20 protein-coding genes and 1 riboswitch are annotated in these 22,439 nt (G+C 72.5%); of the genes, 10 read left to right on the top strand and 10 right to left on the bottom strand.

Translation table 11 applies throughout. From position 1 onward, the window contains the following. Window positions 1-83: 83 nt before the first annotated feature. The 3 genes from thiG to thiO all read right to left on the bottom strand — a co-directional run bounded on the left by thiG (window position 84) and on the right by thiO (window position 2,045). Window positions 84-842, bottom strand: a complete 759-nt coding sequence (thiG, locus tag AC0HI0_RS37305) for a thiazole synthase (RefSeq protein WP_480928170.1) — start codon at window positions 840-842, stop codon at window positions 84-86. Between the two features lies 1 nt (window position 843). Next, window positions 844-1,044, bottom strand: a complete 201-nt coding sequence (gene thiS / locus AC0HI0_RS37300) for a sulfur carrier protein ThiS (RefSeq protein WP_480928169.1) — start codon at window positions 1,042-1,044, stop codon at window positions 844-846. Further along, the gene (gene thiO / locus AC0HI0_RS37295; RefSeq protein ID WP_480934473.1) at window positions 1,041-2,045 is read right to left on the bottom strand and encodes a glycine oxidase ThiO; all 1,005 of its coding nucleotides are present in this window, start codon (window positions 2,043-2,045) and stop codon (window positions 1,041-1,043) included. Before thiO ends, thiS begins: the two co-directional genes overlap by 4 nt. Beyond that, window positions 2,040-2,151: riboswitch (TPP riboswitch) on the bottom strand. (Overlaps the previous gene by 6 nt.) Window positions 2,152-2,195: 44 nt before the next feature. On the opposite strand from thiO, the gene thiE reads away from it, so the two are divergent. Together thiE and AC0HI0_RS37285 are read left to right on the top strand one after the other, a co-directional pair. Continuing rightward, on the top strand, window positions 2,196-2,855 hold the full coding sequence (gene thiE, locus AC0HI0_RS37290) for a thiamine phosphate synthase (RefSeq protein ID WP_480928168.1): 660 nt from the start codon (window positions 2,196-2,198) through the stop codon (window positions 2,853-2,855). Then, window positions 2,855-3,610, top strand: a complete 756-nt coding sequence (locus tag AC0HI0_RS37285; protein ID WP_480934472.1) for a dioxygenase family protein — start codon at window positions 2,855-2,857, stop codon at window positions 3,608-3,610. The genes thiE and AC0HI0_RS37285 overlap by 1 nt, the downstream gene beginning before the upstream one ends. Window positions 3,611-3,707: 97 nt before the next feature. Here the strand turns inward: AC0HI0_RS37285 and AC0HI0_RS37280 are convergent, their stop codons facing one another. Both AC0HI0_RS37280 and AC0HI0_RS37275 read right to left on the bottom strand, forming a co-directional pair. Beyond that, the gene (locus AC0HI0_RS37280; RefSeq protein ID WP_480928167.1) at window positions 3,708-4,619 is read right to left on the bottom strand and encodes a S1 family peptidase; all 912 of its coding nucleotides are present in this window, start codon (window positions 4,617-4,619) and stop codon (window positions 3,708-3,710) included. A 681-nt stretch (window positions 4,620-5,300) separates the two neighbouring features. After that, window positions 5,301-5,885 carry a hypothetical protein gene (locus tag AC0HI0_RS37275; protein WP_480928166.1) on the bottom strand — a complete coding sequence of 195 codons (585 nt, stop codon included), beginning with the start codon at window positions 5,883-5,885 and terminating at the stop codon, window positions 5,301-5,303. Between AC0HI0_RS37275 and AC0HI0_RS37270 the strand changes: the two genes are divergently transcribed. Further along, window positions 5,860-6,795, top strand: a complete 936-nt coding sequence (locus AC0HI0_RS37270; protein WP_480928165.1) for a threonine ammonia-lyase — start codon at window positions 5,860-5,862, stop codon at window positions 6,793-6,795. The two genes, AC0HI0_RS37275 and AC0HI0_RS37270, sit on opposite strands and share 26 nt — an antisense overlap. A gap of 43 nt (window positions 6,796-6,838) precedes the next feature. On the opposite strand, the gene AC0HI0_RS37265 is transcribed toward AC0HI0_RS37270, so the two are convergent. Further along, on the bottom strand, window positions 6,839-8,296 hold the full coding sequence (locus tag AC0HI0_RS37265; RefSeq protein ID WP_480928164.1) for an MFS transporter: 1,458 nt from the start codon (window positions 8,294-8,296) through the stop codon (window positions 6,839-6,841). 31 nt (window positions 8,297-8,327) lie between these two features. Next, window positions 8,328-9,086 (bottom strand): GntR family transcriptional regulator, encoded by a 759-nt coding sequence (locus tag AC0HI0_RS37260; protein ID WP_015097892.1) that lies wholly within the window; start codon window positions 9,084-9,086, stop codon window positions 8,328-8,330. A 228-nt stretch (window positions 9,087-9,314) separates the two neighbouring features. On the opposite strand from AC0HI0_RS37260, the gene AC0HI0_RS37255 reads away from it, so the two are divergent. From AC0HI0_RS37255 to AC0HI0_RS37235, 5 genes are read left to right on the top strand one after another with little or no spacing between them, the layout of a single operon-like run. After that, window positions 9,315-10,598, top strand: a complete 1,284-nt coding sequence (locus tag AC0HI0_RS37255; protein WP_480928163.1) for a sugar ABC transporter substrate-binding protein — start codon at window positions 9,315-9,317, stop codon at window positions 10,596-10,598. A gap of 7 nt (window positions 10,599-10,605) precedes the next feature. Beyond that, the gene (locus tag AC0HI0_RS37250) at window positions 10,606-11,589 is read left to right on the top strand and encodes a carbohydrate ABC transporter permease (protein WP_480928162.1); all 984 of its coding nucleotides are present in this window, start codon (window positions 10,606-10,608) and stop codon (window positions 11,587-11,589) included. Beyond that, complete coding sequence (locus tag AC0HI0_RS37245; RefSeq protein WP_480928161.1) at window positions 11,586-12,407, top strand: carbohydrate ABC transporter permease; 822 nt, start codon at window positions 11,586-11,588, stop codon at window positions 12,405-12,407. The genes AC0HI0_RS37250 and AC0HI0_RS37245 overlap by 4 nt, the downstream gene beginning before the upstream one ends. Before the next feature lie 6 nt (window positions 12,408-12,413). Continuing rightward, complete coding sequence (locus AC0HI0_RS37240; protein ID WP_480928160.1) at window positions 12,414-13,832, top strand: glycoside hydrolase family 3 protein; 1,419 nt, start codon at window positions 12,414-12,416, stop codon at window positions 13,830-13,832. Between the two features lie 13 nt (window positions 13,833-13,845). Continuing rightward, window positions 13,846-14,889, top strand: a complete 1,044-nt coding sequence (locus AC0HI0_RS37235) for an SIS domain-containing protein (RefSeq protein WP_480928159.1) — start codon at window positions 13,846-13,848, stop codon at window positions 14,887-14,889. Between the two features lie 95 nt (window positions 14,890-14,984). Here AC0HI0_RS37235 and AC0HI0_RS37230 read toward each other — a convergent pair whose 3' ends face one another. Beyond that, window positions 14,985-15,980: a methyltransferase gene (locus AC0HI0_RS37230; RefSeq protein WP_480928158.1), complete on the bottom strand. Its 996-nt coding sequence runs from the start codon at window positions 15,978-15,980 to the stop codon at window positions 14,985-14,987. A gap of 73 nt (window positions 15,981-16,053) precedes the next feature. Beyond that, on the bottom strand, window positions 16,054-17,238 hold the full coding sequence (gene nagA / locus AC0HI0_RS37225; protein ID WP_480928157.1) for an N-acetylglucosamine-6-phosphate deacetylase: 1,185 nt from the start codon (window positions 17,236-17,238) through the stop codon (window positions 16,054-16,056). Window positions 17,239-17,434: 196 nt separating this feature from the next. Between nagA and AC0HI0_RS37220 the strand changes: the two genes are divergently transcribed. Then, a complete protein-coding gene (locus tag AC0HI0_RS37220) occupies window positions 17,435-18,109 on the top strand; it encodes a FadR/GntR family transcriptional regulator (protein WP_480928156.1) in 675 nt (224 codons plus the stop codon). A gap of 7 nt (window positions 18,110-18,116) precedes the next feature. On the opposite strand, the gene AC0HI0_RS37215 is transcribed toward AC0HI0_RS37220, so the two are convergent. Next, entirely contained in the window at window positions 18,117-18,719 is a 603-nt protein-coding gene (locus tag AC0HI0_RS37215; protein ID WP_480928155.1) for an L-2-amino-thiazoline-4-carboxylic acid hydrolase, read from the bottom strand. 368 nt (window positions 18,720-19,087) lie between these two features. Between AC0HI0_RS37215 and AC0HI0_RS37210 the strand changes: the two genes are divergently transcribed. Continuing rightward, entirely contained in the window at window positions 19,088-22,375 is a 3,288-nt protein-coding gene (locus AC0HI0_RS37210; protein ID WP_480928154.1) for a S8 family serine peptidase, read from the top strand. Window positions 22,376-22,439: the final 64 nt, after the last annotated feature.

The following is a 22,439-nucleotide window of genomic DNA, read 5'->3' as shown; positions in this document are numbered from 1 at the left end:
CTCCTACGTGCACAACGACGGATGAACCAGAAGCATCCATCATGCCTTGTGCCCGAGCCACCGCCCGTCGGGTGATCAACGAATCAGGCGTCCGGCGCAGGGCTCGACGCGTGTGCCCAGAACCGCCGGGGGATCCGCCCCGCCAAGCGGGCCAACCTGCCGGCTTCCACCGCGGCGCGCATCGCGGCGGCCATCCGGAGTGGATCCTGGGCCCTGGTCACGGCAGTGGCCAACAGCACAGCGGAACAGCCGAGTTCCATTGCCAGTGCGGCATCCGACGCGGTGCCGATGCCCGCGTCGAGGATCACCGGGACGCTCGCGCGGGAGACGATCAGCTCGATGTTGTGCGGGTTCCTGATGCCCAGGCCGGTGCCGATGGGGGAACCCAGCGGCATCACGGCGGCGCAGCCCAGGTCTTCCAGGCGTCGGGCCAGGACCGGGTCGTCGTTGGTGTACGGGAGGACCGCGAAGCCGTCGTCCACCAGCTGCTCGGCCGCGTCGACGAGTTCGATCGGGTCCGGCAGCAGGGTTTGTTCGTCGGCAACCACTTCCAGCTTGACCCAGTTGGTCTCCAACGCCTCGCGGGCCAGGCGGGCGGTCAGCACGGCTTCCGCCGCGCCCCGGCAGCCCGCCGTGTTGGGCAGCACCGCGATGCCCAGGCGGCGCAACAACTCCAGCACGCCGCCGCCCGCGGTGTCCATGCGGCGCATGGCGACGGTGGTCAGCTCGGTGCCGGACGCGACGAGTGCGCGTTCGAGCACGGACAGGTTGGCCGCTCCCCCGGTGCCCATGACGAGCCGGGAGGCGAACTCGCGGTTGGCGATGACGAGCGGGTCGTCCACGTCAGCCCCCCTGCACGGCGGTCAGCACCTCGACGGCGGCCCCGTCCGGCACGGGTGTGGACGACCACGCCGCGCGCGGCACGACTTCGCCGTCGAGCGCCACGGCCACGCCGGAGGGCGGCGCGCCCAGCAGTTCGAGCACGGACGCGACGGTCGAGCCGTCGGCCAGTTCCCGTTGTTCGCCATTGACCCGAGCCTTCAACTGGTTCCTCCTTCGCGGAGCAGGTGGAGCACGCGCCGCGCCGTGACCGGCGCGAGCAGCAGGCCGTTGCGGTGGTGGCCGGTGGCGGCCAGGACGCCGGGTTCGAGCCAGTCGACGACGGGCAGGTTGTCGGGGCTGCCGGCGCGGAATCCGGCGGCGCACTCGGCGATCGCGTACTCGGCGACGGCCGGCCACACGACTTCCGCGTCCCGCAGCAGGTCTCGCACGCCGCCTACGGTCACGTCCGGGTCGAAGCCGGCTTCGTACTGGGTCGCGCCGAGGACGAGGCCGCCGTCGCGGGGCACGAGGTAGACGGGTCGTCCGCCGACTTGGGCGCGGACGGTGTGGCGTGGTGGCGGTAGCGCGCCGGGGCGGGCGGTGAGCCGCAGGATTTCGCCTTTGACGGGGCGGATCACCTCGCGCAGCGAGGGGTGCAGGTCGCGGCTCCACGCGCCGGCGGCGATGACCGTGACCTCGTGGTCCATTGTGGACGTTCGGGAGAAGGTCACGCCGCTGGCCCGGCACGCGGCGCGAAGTGCGCGCAGCAGGACGCGGTTGTCCACGGAGAGGTCTCCGGGAACGGACAGCCCACTTCGGACGGACGGGCCGAATCCCGGTTCCGCCGAACGGAGTTCGCGCCGGGTCAGGCGGGTCGCGGTGCGGCCCTGGCTCGCCAGGTACGCGCGCAGCTGGTCCAGGACTTCGGCGTCGGCGGGGTCGGTGGCGACCGCGAGCGTCCCGGCGGGACTGAGCGGCACGCCCAGGTCGGCGGCGAACTCCGGCCACAGGGCCAGGGATCGCACGCCCAGCGCCAGCACCTCTTCGTCGCCCGGCCACGCTTCGGTGATCGGGGCGAGCATGCCGCCCGCCACCCACGAGCCGCCGTGCGGTGATCCGTGGTCGACCACCTCGACCGGGATCCCGTCGCGCGCGGCGAACCACGCCGCGGACAGGCCGATGACACCGCCGCCGAGGACGGTCACCCCGCTCGCACTCACCAAGGCACTCACGCTCCCTGCGCCGGCATGACCCGGATCAGGTTCGACGGTCGGAGCGAACCACGCTCCCTCTCAGCCCGGTGTTCTCCAGGCTCCCGTGCGGACCACGTCCACCGTAGCGCACGATTCCGGCCAGCGGTTACCGTGCGGCCCGTGCCAGGACTCGACGGAACCCAGATCAGGCGGCGGCTCGCCGACGCGCGGCTGTACCTCTGCACGCCGGACCGGCCGGACCTCGCGGAGTTCGCGGACGCGGCGCTCGCGGGCGGGGTGGACATCGTGCAGTTGCGGGACAAGGGGCTCGAAGCCAAGCGGGAGATCGCGGCGCTGGAGGTGCTGGCCGAGGCGTGCGCGCGGCACGGCGCGCTGCTCGCGGTGAACGACCGGGCGGACGTGGCGCTCGCGGTGGACGCCGACGTGCTGCACCTGGGCCAGGACGACCTGCCGGTGCCGCAGGCCCGCCGGGTGGTCGGCGACGGGGTGGTGATCGGCCGGTCGACGCACGACGTGGTGCAGGCGCGGGCGGCGGCGGGCGAGCCGGGCGTGGACTACTTCTGCACCGGCCCGTGCTGGCCGACGCCGACCAAGCCGGGCCGGCCCGCGCCGGGGCTGGACCTGGTGCGGGCGACCGCTGGGACGACGGACCGGCCGTGGTTCGCGATCGGCGGCATCGACCGGGAGCGGCTGCCGGAGGTGGTGGCGGCGGGGGCGCGGCGGGTCGTGGTGGTGCGGGCGATCACCGAGGCGGAGGACCCCCGGGCCGTCGCGTCCTGGTTGAAAATTCAACTAAAGGGCGTAGAGTCGTCTGCGTGATGCCTGTGCTGTACCTGGGCCACGGGGCTCCCCCGCTGGCCGACGACGAACGGTGGACCGGCGAGCTGAAGTCGTGGTCCGCGACGCTCCCGCGCCCGGAGTCGATCCTCATCGTGTCCGCGCACTGGGAGGAGCAGCCGCTCACCGTGGGCGCGACCACGACCGTGCCGCTGACCTACGACTTCTGGGGTTTCCCACAGCGGTACTACGAGGTCGTCTACGAAGCGCCGGGCGCGCCGGAGCTGGCCGCGTCGGTGGCGAAGCTGGTGGACGAGCCGGTCGCGCAGGACGCCGCGCGCGGCCTGGACCACGGCGCGTACGTGCCGCTCAAGGAGATGTTCCCGGAGGCGGACGTCCCGGTGCTGCAGATGTCGATGCCGACGCTGGACCCGCGCCGGCTGTTCGAGGTCGGCCGCAAGCTGGCCCCGCTGCGCGAGCAGGGCGTGCTGATCATCGGCAGCGGGTTCATGACGCACAACCTGAGCTGCGTGGACATGCGCACCGGGCCGGACTACCAGCCGCCGGCGTGGTCGGCGGAGTTCGACGACTGGGCGGGCCGGGCGCTGGCCGCCAAGGACGTGGACGGCCTGCTGGACTTCCGGCACAAGGCGCCGGCCTCCGGGATCGCGCACCCGCGCACCGAGCACTTCGCGCCGCTGTTCGTGTCGCTGGGCGCGAGCGCCGACCAGGACGCGACCACCACCGTCGACGGCTTCTGGTACGGGCTGTCCAAGCGCTCGGTCCAGTTCGACTGAGACAGGGAACACCCCTCGGGCGAAGGGGGAGCCCGAGGGGTGTTCCACGCGTGGTGCGCGGTCCGCAGGGATGTCGACCGCGCGCCACCGGTGGCCGTCAGCCGGTGGTGAGCCGCAGGCCGTAGACGCTCAGGATCTCGCCGACCGGCTGGAAGTAGGTCGTGCCGCCGGACGAGCAGTTGCCCGACCCGCCGGAGGTCACGCCCTGGGCCTGGCCGAAGTCGGCGCCCGCCACCCACGAGCCGCCCGAGTCGCCGGGCTCCGCGCACGCGTTGGTGCGGGTGAGGCCGGAGACCGAGCCCTGCGGGTAGTTGACGGTGGAGTTCTTGGCCTGGACGGTGCCGCAGCGCCAGCCGGTGGTGGAACCCGAGCGGCAGATCTGCGCGCCCACGGCCGCCTCGCTGCTGCCCTTGACGATCACGTTGGAGCCGCTGCGGTTGACCCACGGGCGGGAGGTCCAGTTGGAATTGGTCGCGACCCACGCGTAGTCGTTGCCGGGGAACGAGGAGCCCCGGAAGGTGCCCTGGGACACCCGGTTGGAGCCGGTCGTGGTGGCGCCGGACCGGCCGCAGTGCCCGGCCGTCACGAACCCGCCGGTGACCGCGAAGCCGATCGAGCAGCGGCTGCTGCCGATGTAGTAGGCGTCGCCGCCGCGGGTGTCGTAGAGCGGGGTGGGCGACTGGTCGACCTCGACCACGCGCACCGCCGGGCTGACCGCCTTGGCGGTCGCGACGAACCGCTCGGCCGCCGCGTCGCGGGTGTTGCGGTCGACCTCCACGACGACGGTGTTGCTCGCGTCGTCGACCCGCCAGCCGGTCACCGAGACCGGTGCGGAGAGGGCGTCCAGCGCGGCCTTGGTGCCGGTGAGCTGACGTTGCGAGAAGGTCACGACGACGGCCTTCGCGCCCACAGCACGGACGGCACCGGTCTTGGCACTGTCCGTGACACCGACGGTCAGTTCGCCCGTCGCGCGGTCGATCCACGCGCCCGCGAATGTGTCGCCGAGCACACTTCGCGCTTGCGCCTCTCGTTCACCCGACCTGGCGTCGTTGGCCAGTCGGACGCGTGCTTCCTCGGCATTTAGGCCCAAATCGCGTTGCACCGCTCGGAGCAACTCGGCCGGGTAGCTCTCCGTGTCGGAGGACGTTGCCCCGTAGGGGGCGGCAGGGTCCGCAATCGCCGGTACGCTGAGAGCTGAAGCCGTGCAGGTGGCGAGCAAGGCGGCCACCGCGAGGCGGACCGCACTCGTGCGGTTCATTCAGGCGTCTCCCTCATCTTCGGGTGCAGGGAACCCGAGAGCCTGGTTGCAGGGACCGCTCTCGGGGGCTCTAGGGGGACGGGTGGTGGGGCGGCGGCAGGGGTCGCCCCACCCCTTTTCTTTTTTCCGTCGTGCCAGGTGTCTCCACCGCGTCGCGCGATGACCTCACCGCGGGCAGCTCGGGACGGGCGTACGGCGCTCGCAGCCTCCGCACAGCGCCCCCTTTCTCGGTCTCTACCGACCGGTACTCACCCGTTCGAGCGACGTTATGACCCTGTTATCTATTACGCAGCAGGCCATCCGAGGGGGAAGTGTGTCACAGCTCACGACCATTTGACTGCGCTGTGTAGCAATTGACAGTTAACTCTCACTCAAGGTAATGAGACGATCACCGATTTGGGGTGATTTGCCAGAAGTAAGGGTTTCGGCCACTCATGGCCCCGACGTGTGAATGCTGCTGGGCCGACCGGGTGATACCGGAGGCTTTCCGGTTTCGCTCGGCGTAGTGGTCGGTAGCGGGGTGGTGGGGGTCGGCGCAACCGACGACCCGGTGGTCGGCGTCGGTTCAGGTGTGGTGCTGGACGTGGGTGCCGTGGTGTTCCCTTCGGGTCGGCCATTCGGTGCCCCCGGCTGCTCGGGAGCCTCGACCGTGGAAGAGGGAACAGCGGTCCCGCGTACCTGGTCGACGCCGCCAAATGTGATGAGGCCCACAAGGAAGACGAGGGCCGCGGACAGCGCCGCAGCGGCCCAGCGGACGTGCGTGCGCTCGATCGAGCGCTGGTAGACGGCGGCGCCGACGGTGCTCACCACGCTGGCCATCGCCGCGCCCGCCACGGTCCCCGCCAGGTTCAACCTCGCGCCCAGCACGGCGGCGGTGACCGCGCCCAACGCGCCCGCGACCACCTGCGCGGGCTTGATCTCCAACTTTTCCATCGTCTTCGGGGGACGGGTCGCCGGCCCGGGCGGTTCACCGCGGGTGAGGATCGTCTCCATGGCACTCGTGACGATCTCCGACATCCGCTCCGCCGCCGGCGTGATCGCCCCCGTGGTCGTGCGCACCCCGCTGCTGCGGTTCGACGACCGGCTCTGGCTCAAACCGGAGAACCTCCAGCCGGTGGGCGCGTTCAAGATCCGCGGCGCCTACCACGCGCTGGCGCGGCTGTCGGACGAGCGGCGGGCGCGCGGGGTCGTGGCGTACTCCAGCGGGAACCACGCGCAGGCGGTCGCGTTCGCGGCGCGCGCGTTCGGGGTGCCGGCGGTGATCGTGGTGCCGGAGAACGCGCCCGAGGTGAAGATCGCGGCGACCCGGGAGTGGGGCGCGGAGGTGGTGCTGGTGCCGATGGCGCAGCGCGAGTCCCGCGCGCACGAGCTGGTCGAGCGGCTCGGGGCGACGCTGATCCCGCCGTTCGACCACGTCGACGTGATCGCCGGGCAGGGCACGGTCGGCCTGGAGGTGGTCGAGGACTGCCCGGCGGTGGAGGTGGTGCTGGTGCCGGTCAGCGGCGGCGGGCTGATCTCCGGCGTGGCGACGGCGGTGAAGGCGCTGCGGCCGGGGGCCCGGGTGGTCGGCGTGGAGCCGGCGCTGGCTGCGGACGCGGCGGAGTCGTTGCGGGCCGGGCGGTTGGCGCGCTGGCCGGCGGCGGAGCGGGAGCGGACGTCGGCGGACGGGTTGCGGGCCGAGCTGTCGGAGTTGACGTTCGCTCACATCCAGACCTTTGTGGACGACGTGGTGACCGTGACGGAGGACGAGATCGCCGACGCGGTGCGGCGGCTGGCGGGCCGGGCGCGGCTGGTCGTGGAGCCCAGCGGGGCCGTCGCGGTGGCGGCCTACCTGGCGCACGCCGGGCGGTGGCCGGAGCGGACCGTGGCGGTGGTGTCGGGCGGCAACGTCGACCCCGCCGCCTACCTGCGCCTGCTCTCCGCCTGACGCCGCGCCGGGCCGGGCCGCCCCGGGGAGTCGGACGCGGGCGTCAGACGCGGGTGCGGGCGGGCGGGGCGTCCACGCCGCAGCTGTGGCAGTCGCGGCCCGGCGGCACCGGGCGCAGGACGTCGTTGTCGGTGCCGAGCGCGAGCAGGCCGCCGACCGCCGCCGCGGCGGCGCACACCAGCAGCGCCGTCTGCCAGCCGTGCGTCAGCGCCGCCGGGTCGGCGTACCCGGCCCCGGTCAGCCCGGCCACGGCCGGCAGCACCGCCACGGCCACCAGGCTCCCGGTCCGCGCCACGGCGTTGTTCACGCCCGAGGCGACGCCCGCGTACCGGTCGGGGGCGGCGGCCAGCACGGTCGCCGTCACCGGGGCCACCACGGCCGCCAGGCCGAAGCCGAAGACCAGCACCCCGGGCAGCACCCCGTCCAGGTACCCCGCGCCCGGTTCGGCTCTCCGAAGCAGCAGCATCCCGGCCGCCACGAGCAGAGGTCCGACGACAAGCTGGATCCGGGGCCCGATCCGCTGGGCGAGCCGACCCGACCGGGCGGACAGCGCGAGCATGATCAGGGTGAGCGGCAGGCTGGCGAGCCCGGCCGCCGTGGGCGAGTAGCCGAGCGACACCTGGAGCTGGAGGACCATCAGCACCATGACCCCGCCCAGGGCCGCGTAGACCAGGAACGTCAGGGCGTTGGCCAGCACAAAGGTTGCATTGTTGAACAATTGAGGGGGGACCAGCGGGTCCTTGCCCCGGCGCTGGAGCAGCACGAACGCGGTCAGCCCGACGACCCCGGCCACGCCCGCCGCGACCACCACCGCGTCGAGGCCCCGGGCGGGCGCCTCGACCAGCGCGCCGGTCAACCCGGCCAGGCCCAAAGCTCCGACAACTGACTCGGAGATGTTCGGCCGACCGGTGAGTTGCGCGTCCCGCGACTCGGGCACGCACCGGCGCGCCAGCCACACGCACACCACGGCGACCGGCAGGTTCACCAGGAACGCCAGCCGCCACGACCAGGCCTGCACCAGCAGCCCGCCGACCAGCGGCCCGACCGCGGTGGCCACGCCCGCCAGGCCCGACCACGCGCCGATCGCACGCGCCCGGTCGTCCCGCACGAATGCGGACTGGATGATCGCCAGCGAGCCGGGGGTGAGCAGCGCGCCGCCGACGCCCTGCAACACCCTGGCCACGACCAGCAGCCCGGTGTTGGGCGCGAGCCCGCACAGCAGGGACGCCAGGCCGAACCAGACCACGCCGAACACGAACACCCGCCGGCGGCCGTACCGGTCGCCCAGCGAGCCCGCGACCAGGATCAACGAGGCCAGCGACAGCAGGTAGCCGTCCAGGATCCACTGCAGCCCGGCCACGTCGGCGTCGAGTTCCGCGCCGATCCGCGGCAGCGCCACGTTGACGATGGTGCTGTCGAGCATCGCCATCCCCGAACCGAGGACGGTCGTCGCGAGCACGGCCCGTGCGCGCGGAGTTCCCCACTGGACCGTGTCCGCCACCCGGCCATTGTGCTCGGCCGGTCGTTCCGCGCTAGTCCACCGGACGGTTCAGCGTCGCGACGAACTTGTAGCGGTCGCCCCGGTAGACCGACCGGACCCACTCGACCGGGTTGCCCTCCGTGTCGAAGGAGTGACGGGACAGCAGCAGCATCGGCAGGCCGATGTCCGCACCCAGCAGTTCGGCTTCCTCGGGCGAAGCCAGCGCGGTCTCAATAGTCTCCTCGGCGTGGCCCATCTCGACCCCGAACCGCTCCCGCAGCACCTGGTACAGCGAGGCACCGGGTGCGAGGTAGCGGCGCAGACCGCGGAAGCGACCCAGCGCCAGGTGCGTGGTCTCGATCGCCATCGGCTCGCCGTCGGCCAGTCGCAGGCGGTGCAGGCGCAGCACCTTGGCCCCCGCGCGCACCCCCAGCAGCCGGGCGAGTTCGGCTTCGGCGGGCATCTCGGACGCCTCGATCAGGCGCGACGAGGGCTGCCTGCCCTGGGCTTTCATGTCCTCTGTGTACGACGACAACTGAAGGCGTTGCGCCACCTTGGGTTCCGCCGCGAACGTGCCTTTGCCCTGCACGCGCAGCAACCGACCCTCGACCGTGAGTTCCGCAAGCGCTTGCCGCACCGTGGTCCGCGACACGTCGAACTCGGCCGCCAGCGAACGCTCGGTCGGGATCGGTGATCCCGGTGGCAACGCGCGCAGCAGGTCGAGCAGGTGCCGCTTGAGTCCCCAGTACTTCGGCTCGCGCTGCGCGCGAGACCTGGCGTCGACACCAGATGCAGGGCTCGTCTCCAGCATTGCCTTCCTCCTCGACCTTGCCAGCGCTCCCAGCACAGGATGCCTTGTCCACGTCGGATCGTGCGCCCGAACCCCCGACAAGAGGGGAGGATATTGATCCGATGACTTTGCAACGTCTCGGCAACGTCCTTGACATGCCTTGTGGCGAGGCACACTCTAGGCCGCATTGGTCTACACCACTTTAGGCGTTCCGGTCGCTGGGACCGGGCAATTCGAAAGGGCGCACACGTGAAGGGCTGGAGAGGACTGGCCGTAGGTGCCGCCGCACTCGCGGTGGCCGTGGCTGGATGTGGCACGAGCACCAACAACGGCACTGGGAACTCCAGTGAACCCAAGACGCTGACGGTCTGGTTGATGGACGGCTCCGCGCCGACCACCCTGACCGACGCGCTCAACAAGGAGTTCCAGGAGTCGAACTCCGGCGTCACCGTCAAGTACGAGGTTCAGAAGTGGACCGGCATCCAGGAGAAGCTGACCACCGCTCTGAGCAGCAACAACCCGCCGGACGTCATCGAGCTGGGCAACACCCAGACGGCGAAGTTCGCGGCTGAGGAGACCCTGCTCGACCTGAGCGGCGACGTCTCCAACCTCAACGGCGGTGAGTGGCTCGGCGGTCTCAAGGACTCGCTGACCTGGGACGGCAAGCAGTACGGCATGCCGTTCTACGCCGCGAACCGCACGGTGATCTACCGGACCGACCTGTTCCAGGCCGCCGGCATCGCGGACGCCCCCAAGTCGCGTGACGAGTGGGTGGCCGCGATCGAGAAGCTGAAGACCGCCAACGCGGCGGACCCGGAGTTCCAGAGCCTGTACCTGCCGGGCCAGTCCTGGTACGCCCTGCTCTCGTTCATCTGGGACGAGGGTGGCGACGTCGCCAAGGCGCAGGGCTCCGCGTGGGCCGGTGCGCTGAACACCCCCGAGGCGAAGGCCGGCCTGGACTTCTACAAGAAGCTGGTCGACACCTCGGCGACCAAGGCGCCGAAGGACGCCGACGAGGCGACGCCGCAGCAGTTCGAGGTGTTCGCCAAGGGCAAGGTCGGCATGATGATCGGCCTCCCGTGGGAGCTGGGCAGCGCCGTCAAGGCCGACCCGACCCTGAAGGACAAGACCGCCGCGTTCCCGATCCCGTCCAAGACCTCGGGCAAGACCGCCCCGGTCTTCCTGGGCGGCTCGAACCTGGCCATCCCGCAGGGCTCGAAGAACCAGGACCTGGCCAAGGGCTACCTGAAGCTGCTGAGCTCGAAGAAGTACCAGGACCAGCTGGCCGAGGCCGGCGCCGTCCCGGGCACCTCGAAGGACACCGCCAAGCTGGCCACCAGCCCGCTGGGCAAGGCCCTCGCCGCGTCCGCCCCGAACGGCAAGGTCACCCCGACCACGCCGGCCTGGGCTGCCGTCGAGGCGGGCCAGAACCCGCTCAAGGACATGCTGACCGCGTACCTGACCGGGGCCAAGTCGCTCGACGCGGCCACCGGTGACGCCAACGCCGCCCTGTCCAAGACCCTGGGCGGATGACCTCAGCATGACGGCGGTTCACACCACCGACGCCGGGGTGCCGACTGACAAGTCGGCACCCCGGCGTGCCGCTCCGGGCGGCGCAAAGCGCCGTCAGGGCAGCAGCTTCGACCGGCTGCTGCCCTACCTGCTGCTGGCCCCCGCGCTGATCGGGATCCTCTGGCTGATCGGCTGGCCGGTCCTGTCGCTGTTCGTGACCAGCTTCCGCAAGCTGAACCTCAAGGAGCTGACCCGGGGCGAGGTCGTCTGGGTCGGTCTGGACAACTACACGTCCATCCTGGGCGACTCGGCGTTCTGGGCCATCGCCGTGCGCACCGTGGTGTTCACCGCGGTCGTGGTCGTGGTCTCGGTGCTGGCGGGTCTGCTGATCGCGCTGCTGATGCGGCAGCTGTCCCCGGTGGTGCGGATCGTGCTCCAGGTGGCCATGCTGCTGGCGTGGGCGATGCCCCTGCTCGCGGCGACCACCGTCTACCAGTGGATGTTCGACCAGCAGTACGGGATCCTGAACAAGACCCTGGTGAAGCTCGGGTTCGACGGCTTCGCCGGGTTCTCCTGGTTCTCCACCGGCACGTCCACGCTGGCCGTGATCGGGCTGCTGATCGTCTGGCAGGCGATCCCGTTCCTGGCGTTCTCGCTGTACGCGGGCGCGATCGCGATTCCGCGCGACCAGTACGAGGCCGCCGGCATCGACGGCGCGTCGATGTGGCAGACCTTCCGCGCGGTGACCTGGCCGGAACTGCGCCCGCTGATGCTGATGGTCACCTTCCTGTCCCTGCTGTGGGACTTCAAGGTGTTCGCGCAGATCTGGGCGTTCAAGAAGGGCGGGCCGGACGGCGGCAGCACCACGCTGCCCGTCTACCAGTACCTGGAGGGCATCTCCAAGAGCCACTTCGGCGTGGCCGCCGCGGTGTCCGTGGTGATGATGGTGATCCTCGGCCTGCTCACCTTCCAGTACCTGCGCCGGCTGATCAAGCAGGAGGGCGCGCTGTGATCGCCAAGAAGATCTCGGCGAACGCCGCCGCGCTGCTCATCGCGGTGTTCTTCGCCTTCCCGACCTACTGGATGGTGTCCTCGGCGCTCAAGCCGACCAAGGACCTGCTGTCCACCGGCTACGACCTGATCCCGTTCTCGGTGACCACGACGAACTTCGCGACCGCGTGGGCCAAGCCCGGGTTCCTCCAGTCGCTGGCCAACAGCCTGATGGTGTCGCTGGCGGCGGTGGCCGGCGCGATCCTCGTCGGCCTGCTCGCCGCGGTCGCCATGTCGCGGCTGAGGTTCCGGGGCCGCAAGGGCTTCGTGCTGCTGATGCTGATCGCGCAGCTCGCCCCGTTCGAGGCGCTGCTGATCCCGATGTTCCTGATGATGCGGGACCTCGACCTGCTCGACAAGCTGCCGTCGCTGGCGCTGATCTACTTCGCGGTGACGCTGCCGTTCTGCGCGTGGACGCTGCGCGGGTTCGTCAACGGCATCCCGCTGGAGCTGGAAGAGGCCGCGATGGTGGACGGCTGCGGCCGGTGGGGCGCGTTCCGCCGCGTCACGCTGCCGCTGCTCGGTCCGGGCCTGGTGGCCACGTCGGTGTTCGCGTTCGTCACCGCGTGGAACGAGTTCCTGTTCGCGCTGTCGCTGATGAAGGACCAGACCAAGGAGACGCTGCCGGTCTGGCTGTCCGGCTTCCAGACCAACTTCGGCACGGACTGGGGTGGCGCGATGGCCGCTTCGGCGCTGTTCACCCTGCCGGTGCTGGTGTTCTTCCTGATCGTCCAGCGCAAGATGGTCGGCGGCGTCACCGCCGGCGCCGTGAAGGGATAAGACGACATGTCGTTGCACCAGCTCGCCGCTGCCGTGCTGCTGCCGGGATTCCACGGCACCACGGCTCCGGACTGGTTGCTCAAGCGGGTGGCGGACGGTCTCGGCGGTGTGGTGCTGTTCGGCCGCAACGTCGTGGACGACGCCCAGGTGACGGCGCTCACGGCGGCGTTGCGCGGGGTGCGGCCGGACGTCGTCATCGGCATCGACGAGGAGGGCGGCGACGTCACCCGGCTGGACGCCGCGGTCGGCTCCGAGGTCCCGGGCAACCACGCGCTGGGCGCGGCGGGCGACCTGGGGCTGACCCGTGCGGTGGCCGCGTCGATCGGGGCCCGGTTGGCCAAGACCGGGGTGAGCCTGAACCTGGCGCCCTCCGCGGACCTGGTGCTGACCCTGGACGACCCGGTGATCGGCGTGCGGGCCTTCGGGTCCGACCCGAAGGCGGCGGGCGAGCACGTGGCCGCGTTCGTGGACGGGATGCAGGCCACCGGTGTCGCCGCGTGCGCCAAGCACTTCCCCGGTCACGGTGCGTCCACTGTGGACTCGCACGAGGCGTTGCCGGTGCTCCCGCGCACCGAGCAGGAGCTGCGCGAGGTCGAGCTGGTGCCGTTCCGCGCGGCCGTGCAGGCGGGCGTCCGGTCGGTCATGACCGGGCACCTGGTGGTCCAGGGGTGGGGCCCGCTGCCCGCCACGCTGAACCCGAAGGCCGTCCAGGTGCTGCGCGGGGAACTGGGCTTCACCGGCGCGATCATCACCGACGGGCTGGACATGAAGGCCGTGGGCGGCGACCTCGCCCAGGGCTCGGTCCAGGCGCTGGTGGCGGGCGTGGACGCGCTGTGCCTGGGCGGCGAGCCGCTGGACGACGCCGGGCTGCAGTGGCTGATCGACGCCATCGTGGCGGCCGTGGAGCGCGGCGAGCTGCCGCGGGAGCGGCTGGCCGAGGCCGCCCGGCGCACCGCGGCCCTGGGCACGCCGCCCGCCGCGGTCGACGGGCACGACCCGGAGATCGGCCTGAAGGCGGCCCGGCAGGCGCTGGAGGTGACCGGCGACCTGAAGCTCTCCGGCGCCCCGGTGGTGCTGGACCTGGCGGTCAAGGCGTCCATCGCGGTGGGCGACGAGGTGCCGTGGGGCCTGGGGCCGTACCTGGTCGACCTGGTGCCCGGCACGACCGTGCTGGACACCCGGGACCCGGCCGAGGTCGCCCAGGCGGCCGGCGGGCGCACGGTCGTGGTCGTGACGAGAGAGGCACATCGCTTCCCGTGGGCTCGCGACCTGGTGCGCTCACTGGTTACTATTGGTCTAGACCTAGTGCACGTCGAGACCGGCGTTCCAGGTCCGGACCTGGGCACCGCTGCCCGCGTGAACACCCATGGCGGTTCACGGGTGTGCCTGCGAGCCGCGGCAGAGCGCATCGCCGCCAGCACCTGAGAAGGGCCATTCGATGACCGACCACCAGCCCGGCAGGCACATGGCGGCCGAGATCGGCCAGCAGCCCGCGATCTTCGCGGACCTGGTGTCCCGGCGCTCCTCCATCGCGGCGGTCGCCGACGCGATCCGCGAACGGCAGCCCAGGTTCGTCCTGCTCGCCGCGCGCGGGTCGTCCGACCACGCGGCCATCTACGCGAAGTACCTGACCGAGGTGCTGCTCCAGCTGCCCGCCGGTCTGGTGTCCCCGTCCACCACCACGCTCTACGGCGCGCAGCCCGACCTGCGGGACGTGCTCGTCGTGTCGGTCAGCCAGAGCGGCGGGTCGCCCGACCTGCTGGAGGTCACCCAGTCGGCACGCGCCCGAGGCGCGCTGACCGTGGCCGTCACCAACACCTCAGACTCCCCGCTCAACGGCGCGGCCGAACTGGCCGTGGACGTCGGCGCGGGCGTGGAGCAGGCCGTCGCGGCCACCAAGACCTACTCCGCCACGCTGCTCGCGCTCTACCTGCTGGTCGACGCGATCCGCGGCGGCAACGGCGCGGCGGTCGCGGGCATCGGCGAGCTGGCCCAGTCCACCCTGGACGCCTCGGCGGACGCGGTCGCGGAGGCCGTCCAGCGGTACCGGTTCGTGGACCGGGTGCTCACCACCGGGCGCGGCTACTCGCTGCCGTCCGCGCTGGAGTCGGCGCTCAAGCTCGCCGAGACCAGCTACCTGGCCGCGCGCGCGTACTCCGGCGCGGACCTGCTGCACGGGCCGGTCGCGGCGGTGGACGGCGAGACCGCCGTGCTCGCGGTGACCAGCGCGGGCAAGGGCGGCGAGGCCATGCACGACGTGCTGGACGTGGTGCACGGGCGCGGCGCCGACGTGCTCGCGGTCGGTTCGGCGTCGGACAAGGTGGCGGCGGCGCTGCGCATCCCGGTCGCCGAGACGGCCGAGGAGGTCGCGCCGATCCTGGAGATCCTCCCGGTCCAGCGGCTGGCCCACGGCCTGGCGCTGGCGCGCGGCGGCGACCCGGACAGCCCGCGCGGCCTGAACAAGGTCACCCGCACCCGCTAGTCGAACTGCCCCGATGCCCCCGGCGAACCCGGGGGCATCGGCGTTTCCGCAGCTCCACGCCCGGCGATCGGCCGACGATCGGCCGGTGTGCCGGGTCAGCCCGCGAAACGGAAGTCGAGCAGGCAGCGCCCGCCGGGCAGGTCGGTCACCGCGTCGAGGGCCAGGCCGTGGGGTGCGGCGAGCGCGCGGAACTCCTCGACCCGGCGCTCCCGGCTGCCGAAGATCACCAGCATGGCCAGGTCGGCGGCGGTATCGGCCTGTCGCCCGCCGACCGGTTCGACGACCAGGACCCGGCTGTCCGGCCGGGCGGCCTCGGCGCAGCGGGCCAGGACCAGGTGAGCGCGCTCGTCGTCCCAGTCGTGCAGGACGTCGCACAGCAGGTAGGCGTCGGCACCGGCGGGCAGCGGGTCGAAGAAGCTGCCCGCGCTCGCCCGCGCCCGGTCGCCGAGCCCGTGCTCGGCGAAGGTCCGGGCCGCTTCGGCGGCGGTGAGCGCGAGGTCCACCAGGTGGCCCCGGGTGCCCGGGTGGGCGGCCAGGATCGCGGCGAGCAGGGTGCCGCGACCGCCGCCGACGTCCACCACGGTGGCGAAGCGGGACCAGTCGTAGCCGGCGGCCATCGCCGGCAGGTGGGCCCGGAACCGGTCGGTCATCTGCCGGTCGAACGTCTCCCGCAGCCGGGGGTGCTCGGCCAGGTCGGCCCAGAAGTCCCGGCCGTGGTGGCGCGGGTAGCCGGCGCGACCGGTCCGCACGCTGTGCAGCAGCTCGACGAAGGCCAGCTCGGCGCGCCCGCCGGCGGCGTCCAGGTGCAGCAGGTCGGCCAGCCGGTTGCCGGCGTCGGCGCACAGCGCGGTGCCGCGCCGGGTGGTCCGGTGGCCGGTCGGGGTCGGCTCCACGATCCCGAGCGTCGCGAGGTGGCCCAGCAGCAGCCCGAGCGCGACCGGCGACGCGCCCAATTCGTCCGCGAGCCGCCCGGTGGTGACGGCGGTGTCGCGCAGGCGGTCCGGCAGGCCCAGGGTGACCGCCACCCGCAGCGCCATCGGCGTGGCCAGGCCGGCCATGGTCAGGATCCCGGCGGTGTCGTTGTCGTCCACGTCGATCAACGGTGGCAGGGCCGTCAACGGAAAAACGGCCCGGCGCCCTCGGGCGCCGGGCCGTTCCGGGTTGCTACCTCGCCGTGGCGAGTTCCTGGCTCAGGTCCAGCTCGGCGTCGAACACGACCTCGCCGTCCACCCACACCTTGCGCGGGCGCAGGTCGTCGTCCCACCAGACCAGGTCGGCGACCGCGCCGGGCGCGAGGCGGCCCAGGGTGGGCTCGCCGATCACGTCCGCCGGGACGATCGTGGCCGACGCCAGGGCGTCCGCGACGTCCACGCCGACCGAGACGATGTTGCGCACCGCCCGGTCCAGGGTGAGCGCGCTGCCCGCGATGGTGCCCTCGGGCGAGCGCGGCACGCCGTCCTCGCTGAGCACCACGACCTCGCCGCCGAGCTGGTAGCGGCCCGGCGGCATGCCGGCCGCCGCGACCGCGTCGGTGACCAGGGCGACCCGGTGGCCGGCCGCGTTGAACACCAGGCGGCAGACGTCCGGGCCGACGTGCGCGAGGTCGGCGATCAGCCCGAGGGTGAACCGGTCGTCCACCAGGGCGACGCCGGGCACGCCCGGTTCGCGGTGGCCGAGCGGGCGCTGGGCGTTGAACAGGTGGGTGATCATCCGCGCGCCGGCCTCGGCGGCGGCCCGGGTCTGCTCGCCGGTGGCGTCGCTGTGCCCGACCGCGACCAGCACGCCCGCCTCGGACAGCCGCCGCACGGCCGCCAGGCCGCCGGGCTGCTCGGGGGCCAGCGTGACCATGCGCAGCGCGCCGCGCAGGTCGTCGGCCAGCAGCAGGTCGATCTCGGCCGGTCCCGGCTCCACCATCAGCGCCGGGTCGTGCACGCCCGGCCGCTTGGGCGACAGGAACGGGCCTTCCAGGTGCACGCCGAGCGGGCGCGCGCCGGAGTCGGCGGGCAGCGCGGCGGAGGCGGCCAGCACGGCCCGCGCCTGGCGCAGCGCGACCGGCACCGGCGCGGTGATCAGGGTCGGCAGGAAGCGGGTCACACCGGTCTTCGGGAGGGACCTGGCGACGAAGCGCATCCCCTCGTCGTCCACCTCGGCGAAGTCGACCCCGACCGCCCCGTTGACCTGCACGTCCACCAGGCCCGGAGTGAGCAGACCGCCGGTGAGCACCTCGGCGCCGGCGGGCGGTTCGCCCGCTACGACGTCGACGATCCGGCCCGCCCTGACTCGCACGCTGGCGGGACCGGTGATGGTGCGACCGAGCAGTGCTCGCGGAGCTGCGACAACGGTGTCCAAGGTCCCTCCTCAAATGGTCTGGACCATTATGGCCGTAACTGGTGGGCGACGTCACCTGTGGTTAGAAGATAACCGTAATGTGTTTTCACACGTGAACATCCTTCTGGACGGGCTCTGGACGCCGGGTCCGGCCGCGACGCGACGAGGTGGTGGCCCATACTTGGCGGCAGACATCCGAGGTCTACCGGAGGTGCCCGTGGCAGTCACCGACGACGCGATCCTGCGCGTGAAGGAAATGATCACGTCCGGTGAACTCAAGCCCGGCGACCGGCTGCCCCGGGAAGCCGACCTGGCCGAGCGGCTGGGGCTGTCGCGGAACTCGCTGCGCGAGGCCGTCAAGGCGTTGTCGCTGGTCAGGGTGTTGGACGTGCGCCAGGGCGACGGCACGTACGTGTCCAGCCTCCGGGCCGACGACCTGCTCGGCGCGCTGTCGTTCGTGCTGGACCTGCACCGGGGCGAGGACTCCGTGCTGGAGGTGCTGCAGGTCCGCCGGATCCTCGAACCGGCGGCGGCGGCGATGGCCGCGCAACGCGTCGGGGCGGAGGAGGTCGCCGCGCTGCGCGCCCTGTGCGAGACCGCCGAGCAGGCGCGGTCGGTGGAGGAGCTGGTCGAGCACGACCTGGAGTTCCACCGCGCGATCGCGCAGTGCTCGGGCAACGCCTACCTGGCCCGGCTGCTCGACACGCTGGCCGGGCCGACCGCGCGGGTGCGGATCTGGCGGGGCATCACGCAGGGCGGCGCGGTGGACCGCACGGTCGCCGAGCACCGGGCGATCGTGGACGCGCTGGCCGCCCACCAGGTCGAGCTGGCCAGGTCGTGGTCCACCGTGCACGTGGCGGGCGTGGAGCAGTGGTTGTCCGACCTGGCCTGACCCGGCCTCAGCCGCGCCCGGTGCGCCGGAAGTGGAACGGGCAGGTGGCCCCGCCCAGCGCGATGGTCGTCGGCCGGCTGAAGTCGACGCCGTGCCGGTCGCGGTCGATCGCGTCGATCCACGCGGCGTCGAACGCGCAGAACACCGGCCCCAGCTCGGGAACCCCGCACCTGGCCAGGACTTCGACGTAGTAGCACCTGGTGACGTCCACCAGGTAGCTGTCCGGGTCCTCCGACCGGACGAACCCGAAGTCCGCGCCGAAGTAGTTGTCCTCGCGGTCCTTCGACACGTCGGTGATCACCCGGAACGGGTCGTCCGACGCGTCCAGCGCGGCCTTCGTCGTGTCGTGCACAAACGGCCGCAGCGGCTCGTGGAACGCGCGCGCGACAAGGGAAAGCGCTTCAGCCCGGGGCACCCGGTCGAGCAGCGCCCGGTACCCGGCCACGACGGTCGCGGTGAGCGGCAGGTGCGGGCTGCGCCCACCGGGGCCGGCGCCGTCCGTGCCGTCGCCGACCAGCGCCACGACCCGCGCGACGCCGGCGTCCAGTTCGGCCGCCGGGATCCGGTCCGCCAGGTGGGCGCGGAAGAGTTCGACGATCTGTTCATCCATGTCGGTGGCTGTCCTTCTCGGTCCGTACCCGCGCACGCGCGGGACGGCCGGCACGCTCCGACCACCGACCTGGTGCCGACCAGGGTTTCGTCTACCGCCCCGGACCGTACACCCGACCGCCGGTCCGCGACCCCGGTCCGTCCGAAGAGGACCGGCGGGGCCCGCCCGGCCCGCAGGACGCGGAACCCCGCTCCACCAGCCGGAAATACATCGGATCTGTAGTCGCCAAATCGGCGTGCGTTCCCGCTGACGCGCGTCAAGTCGTCCGATGACTTGCCGTGGAATCACAGTCCGGAAGCATTCCCCGAGCAGAACGTCGTGACCACGACCACCCGCCGTCCGCCGAAGCACGACGACGAAAGGCTCCGATGACACACCACCGTGCGGTGTGGGCGTCCGCCGCCACCACCGCCGCACTGCTCGCCTCGCTCGTCACCTCGGGCGTCGCCGATGCCGACGACCAGCCGGCCGACCCGGTCGCGCCCACCCGCGCCGAGCACGTCGAAGCCGGGTCGTCCGAGCACGTCGGGTCGACGCTGGCCGCCGCGACCGGCGCGGTCACCGCGTTCGTCGAGCTGACCGCCACGCCCGCCGCCGAGGCGTTCGACACCGAGAAGGCGCGGGGCGCGGGCGACCAGCAGGCCGCCGCGGCGGCGCAGGCCACCCGGCAGCGCACCGACGACACCGCCAACCGCGTGCTCGACGTGCTGCGCGGCAAGGACGCCGGCACCCAGGAGGTCGCCAAGACCGCCAACGCGGTGCCCGGGGTCGTGGTCAACGCCGACGCGGCCAAGGTCCGCGAGCTGGCCGCGCTGCCCGAGGTGAAGGCGGTCCGGCTGGCGGTGCCCAAGGTCGTGCAGAACGCCGGCGCGGTGCAGCTCACCAAGGCCGCGCAGGTCTGGCGGCAGACCGGCCGCTACGGCGACGGGATGCGGATCGGCATCATCGACACCGGCATCGACTACACGCACGCCGACTTCGGCGGCCCCGGCACCCGCGAGGCGTACCAGGCCGTCGACCGCACGCAGCCGTGGACGCCGACCGCGAAGGTCGTCGGCGGCTACGACTTCGCGGGCGACGACTACAACGCCAACGACCCGGAGAAGGCCACCCCCAAGCCCGACCCGAACCCGCTGGACTGCCAGAGCCACGGCACGCACGTCGCCGGCTCCGCCGCCGGCTTCGGCGAGAACGCCGACGGCAGCACGTTCGCCGGCGACTACCGGACCCTCACCCCCGAGGTCCTGGGCACCATGAAGATCGGCCCCGGCAGCGCGCCCAAGGCGTCGCTCTACGCGCTGAAGGTGTTCGGCTGCGGCGGCTCCACCAACCTCGCCGCGCAGGCCATGGACTGGGCGCTGGACCCCGACGGCGACGGCGACTTCTCCGACCACCTCGACGTGGTGAACATGTCCCTGGGCTCGGACTTCGGCGGCCAGGACGACCCGGACAGCCTGTTCGTGCGCAAGCTCGTGCAGCACGGCGTGCTGGTCGTCGCGTCGGCCGGCAACGGCGGCGACTTCTACGACGTGGGCGGCTCGCCCGCCAACACCCCGGAAGTGCTCGCGGTGGCCAACACCCGCGACGCGTTCGCCATCCAGGACGGCGTGACCGTGCCCGGCGAGGGCGACCGGGGCGGCCAGTACAGCCAGAACTACCCCGGCTACGACACGCTCGACCTGACCCGGCCGGTCGTGCCGGTCGCCGACCAGGCCAACCTCGACGGCTGCGCGCCGATCACCCAGGACCTGTCCGGCCGGTTCGTCTGGCTGGAGTGGGACGACGACGACGCCACCCGCAAGTGCGGCTCCGGCGGGCGCACCGACAACGCCCAGGCGGCGGGCGCGGCGGGCGTGCTGCTGTCGTCCACCCGGGACAACTTCAAGGCCGGCATCGCGGGCAACGCGGGCATCCCGGTGTTCCAGTTCACCGGGACCGCCACCGGCCAGGTCCGCCCGGCGTTCACCGCGGGCACCCTCCAGGTCACGATGACCGGCCGGCTGCGCAACTCGGTGCCCACCTGGTCGCCGGTCCTCGCCGACACCATCACCCCGTCGTCGGCGCGGGGCGCGCGCGGCGCGATCGCGGCCAAGCCCGACGTGGCCGCGCCCGGCGACACGATCCTGTCCGCCGGTCTCGGCACCGGCAACGGCGGCGTCACCAAGGGCGGCACGTCGATGTCGTCGCCGCACGTCGCGGGCATCGGCGCGCTGGTGCGCCAGGCGCACCCGGACTGGACCGTCGAGGAGGTCAAGGCCGCGGTGGTGAACACCGCCGGCACCGACGTGAAGTCCGGTGACGACAGCACCACCGGGGTCACCGAGGCCCCGATGCGGGTCGGCGCGGGCCGGGTGGACGCGCTGTCGGCCGTCGACACCGACCTGCTGGCCATGGTCGAGGACGAGCGCGGCGCGGTCGGCGTGTCGTTCGGCCCGGTGGAGGTCGGGCGGCTGCCGGTGTGGCAGGAGAAGACCGTGCGGATCGTCAACAAGTCCCGGGCGACCCGCGTGGTGACCCCGTCCTACCAGGCCGCGACCTCGGTGCCGGGCGCGCGGTTCGAGGTGTGGCCGCCGGTCGTGCACGTCCGGCCGGGCAAGACCGCCGAGATCAAGGTGGGGCTGCGGGTGACGCCCGACCAGCTGCGCAAGGTCGCCGACCCGACGCTGGTCAAGCAGCAGGCGGAGATGGCCCGGCAGTTCCTCGCCGAGGCGTCCGGGCGGGTCGTGCTCAAGTCCGGCCGGACGCAGCTGCGGGTGCCGGTGTACGCCGCGCCCAAGCCGGTCGCCGAGATCGGGGCGGACCCGGTCGAGTTCCGCGACGAGCAGGCCGCGCTGCGGCTGCGCGGCCGGGGCCTCGCGCAGGGCGACGGCGACCAGGCGTACCGGTCGCTGGTCAGCGCGTTCGAACTGCAGGGCACCTCGGACCGGCTGCCCGACTGCACCGACGAGGTGAAGACCGACTGCGCGGTCAACGGCAGCGCCAAGGGCGGCGACCTGCGCTACGTCGGCGCGTCCTCCACCGCGGCGGTCGACAAGTCGGCCGACGCGCTGCTCGCGTTCGGCGTGGTGACCTGGCAGAACTGGGTCACCCTGGGCTCGGCCAACACCCCGGAGATCCGGGTCGACACCACCGGCGACGGCGAGCACGACTACCGGATCAAGGTCGTCAAACCGCTGGACGGCAACGGCAACGTGGTGGCCGACGTGTGGCTGGCGCGGACCACGCGGGTGGCCGACGACGCGGTGGTGGACGAGCAGCCGATCAACACCCAGCAGGGCGACGTCGACACGAACGTCATGGACAGCAACGTGGTCGTGCTGCCGGTGGCGATCAAGGCGCTGGGCATCGACCCGGCGGCGGCGTCCGCCCGGATCACCTACACCGCGGGCACCACCGGCCAGTACCCCGCGCCGGGCAACGAGGGCGGGTTCATCGACAAGATCGGCGGGACCATGTCGTTCGACCCGCTCAAGCCGGGCTACTCGGTGCGCGCGGGCGACACGGCGGCCGTGGTGTTCCTGGCCAAGCCGGGCCGCCGGCTCGACGTCCACCGCGACCCGGCCGCGCTGGCCGAGGACAAGGCCCAGGGCCTGCTCCTGCTGCACCACCACAACGGCTCCGACAAGCGGGCCGAGGTGCTCCTGCCGCGCGGCTGAGCGCCGCCCGCGAGGCCCGGCACCACCCGGAAGGGCCCGACCCCCTCGGGTCTGACCCTTCCGG

The sequence above is a fragment of the Saccharothrix sp. NBAS 001 genome, from assembly GCF_056640475.1.
This window is presented reverse-complemented; position numbering and strand designations above follow the sequence as displayed.

Excerpts from the sequence above, each read along its gene's own strand:
- AC0HI0_RS37270 (WP_480928165.1), top strand. The coding sequence starts at position 5,860 with ATGGCACTCGTGACGATCTCCGACATCCGCTCCGCCGCCGGCGTGATC.
- AC0HI0_RS37260 (WP_015097892.1), bottom strand. The coding sequence starts at position 9,086 with ATGCTGGAGACGAGCCCTGCATCTGGTGTCGACGCCAGGTCTCGCGCG.
- AC0HI0_RS37285 (WP_480934472.1), top strand. The coding sequence starts at position 2,855 with ATGCCTGTGCTGTACCTGGGCCACGGGGCTCCCCCGCTGGCCGACGAC.
- AC0HI0_RS37240 (WP_480928160.1), top strand. The coding sequence starts at position 12,414 with ATGTCGTTGCACCAGCTCGCCGCTGCCGTGCTGCTGCCGGGATTCCAC.
- AC0HI0_RS37235 (WP_480928159.1), top strand. The coding sequence starts at position 13,846 with ATGACCGACCACCAGCCCGGCAGGCACATGGCGGCCGAGATCGGCCAG.
- AC0HI0_RS37215 (WP_480928155.1), bottom strand. The coding sequence starts at position 18,719 with ATGGATGAACAGATCGTCGAACTCTTCCGCGCCCACCTGGCGGACCGG.
- AC0HI0_RS37210 (WP_480928154.1), top strand. The coding sequence starts at position 19,088 with ATGACACACCACCGTGCGGTGTGGGCGTCCGCCGCCACCACCGCCGCA.
- AC0HI0_RS37250 (WP_480928162.1), top strand. The coding sequence starts at position 10,606 with ATGACGGCGGTTCACACCACCGACGCCGGGGTGCCGACTGACAAGTCG.
- AC0HI0_RS37275 (WP_480928166.1), bottom strand. The coding sequence starts at position 5,885 with ATGTCGGAGATCGTCACGAGTGCCATGGAGACGATCCTCACCCGCGGT.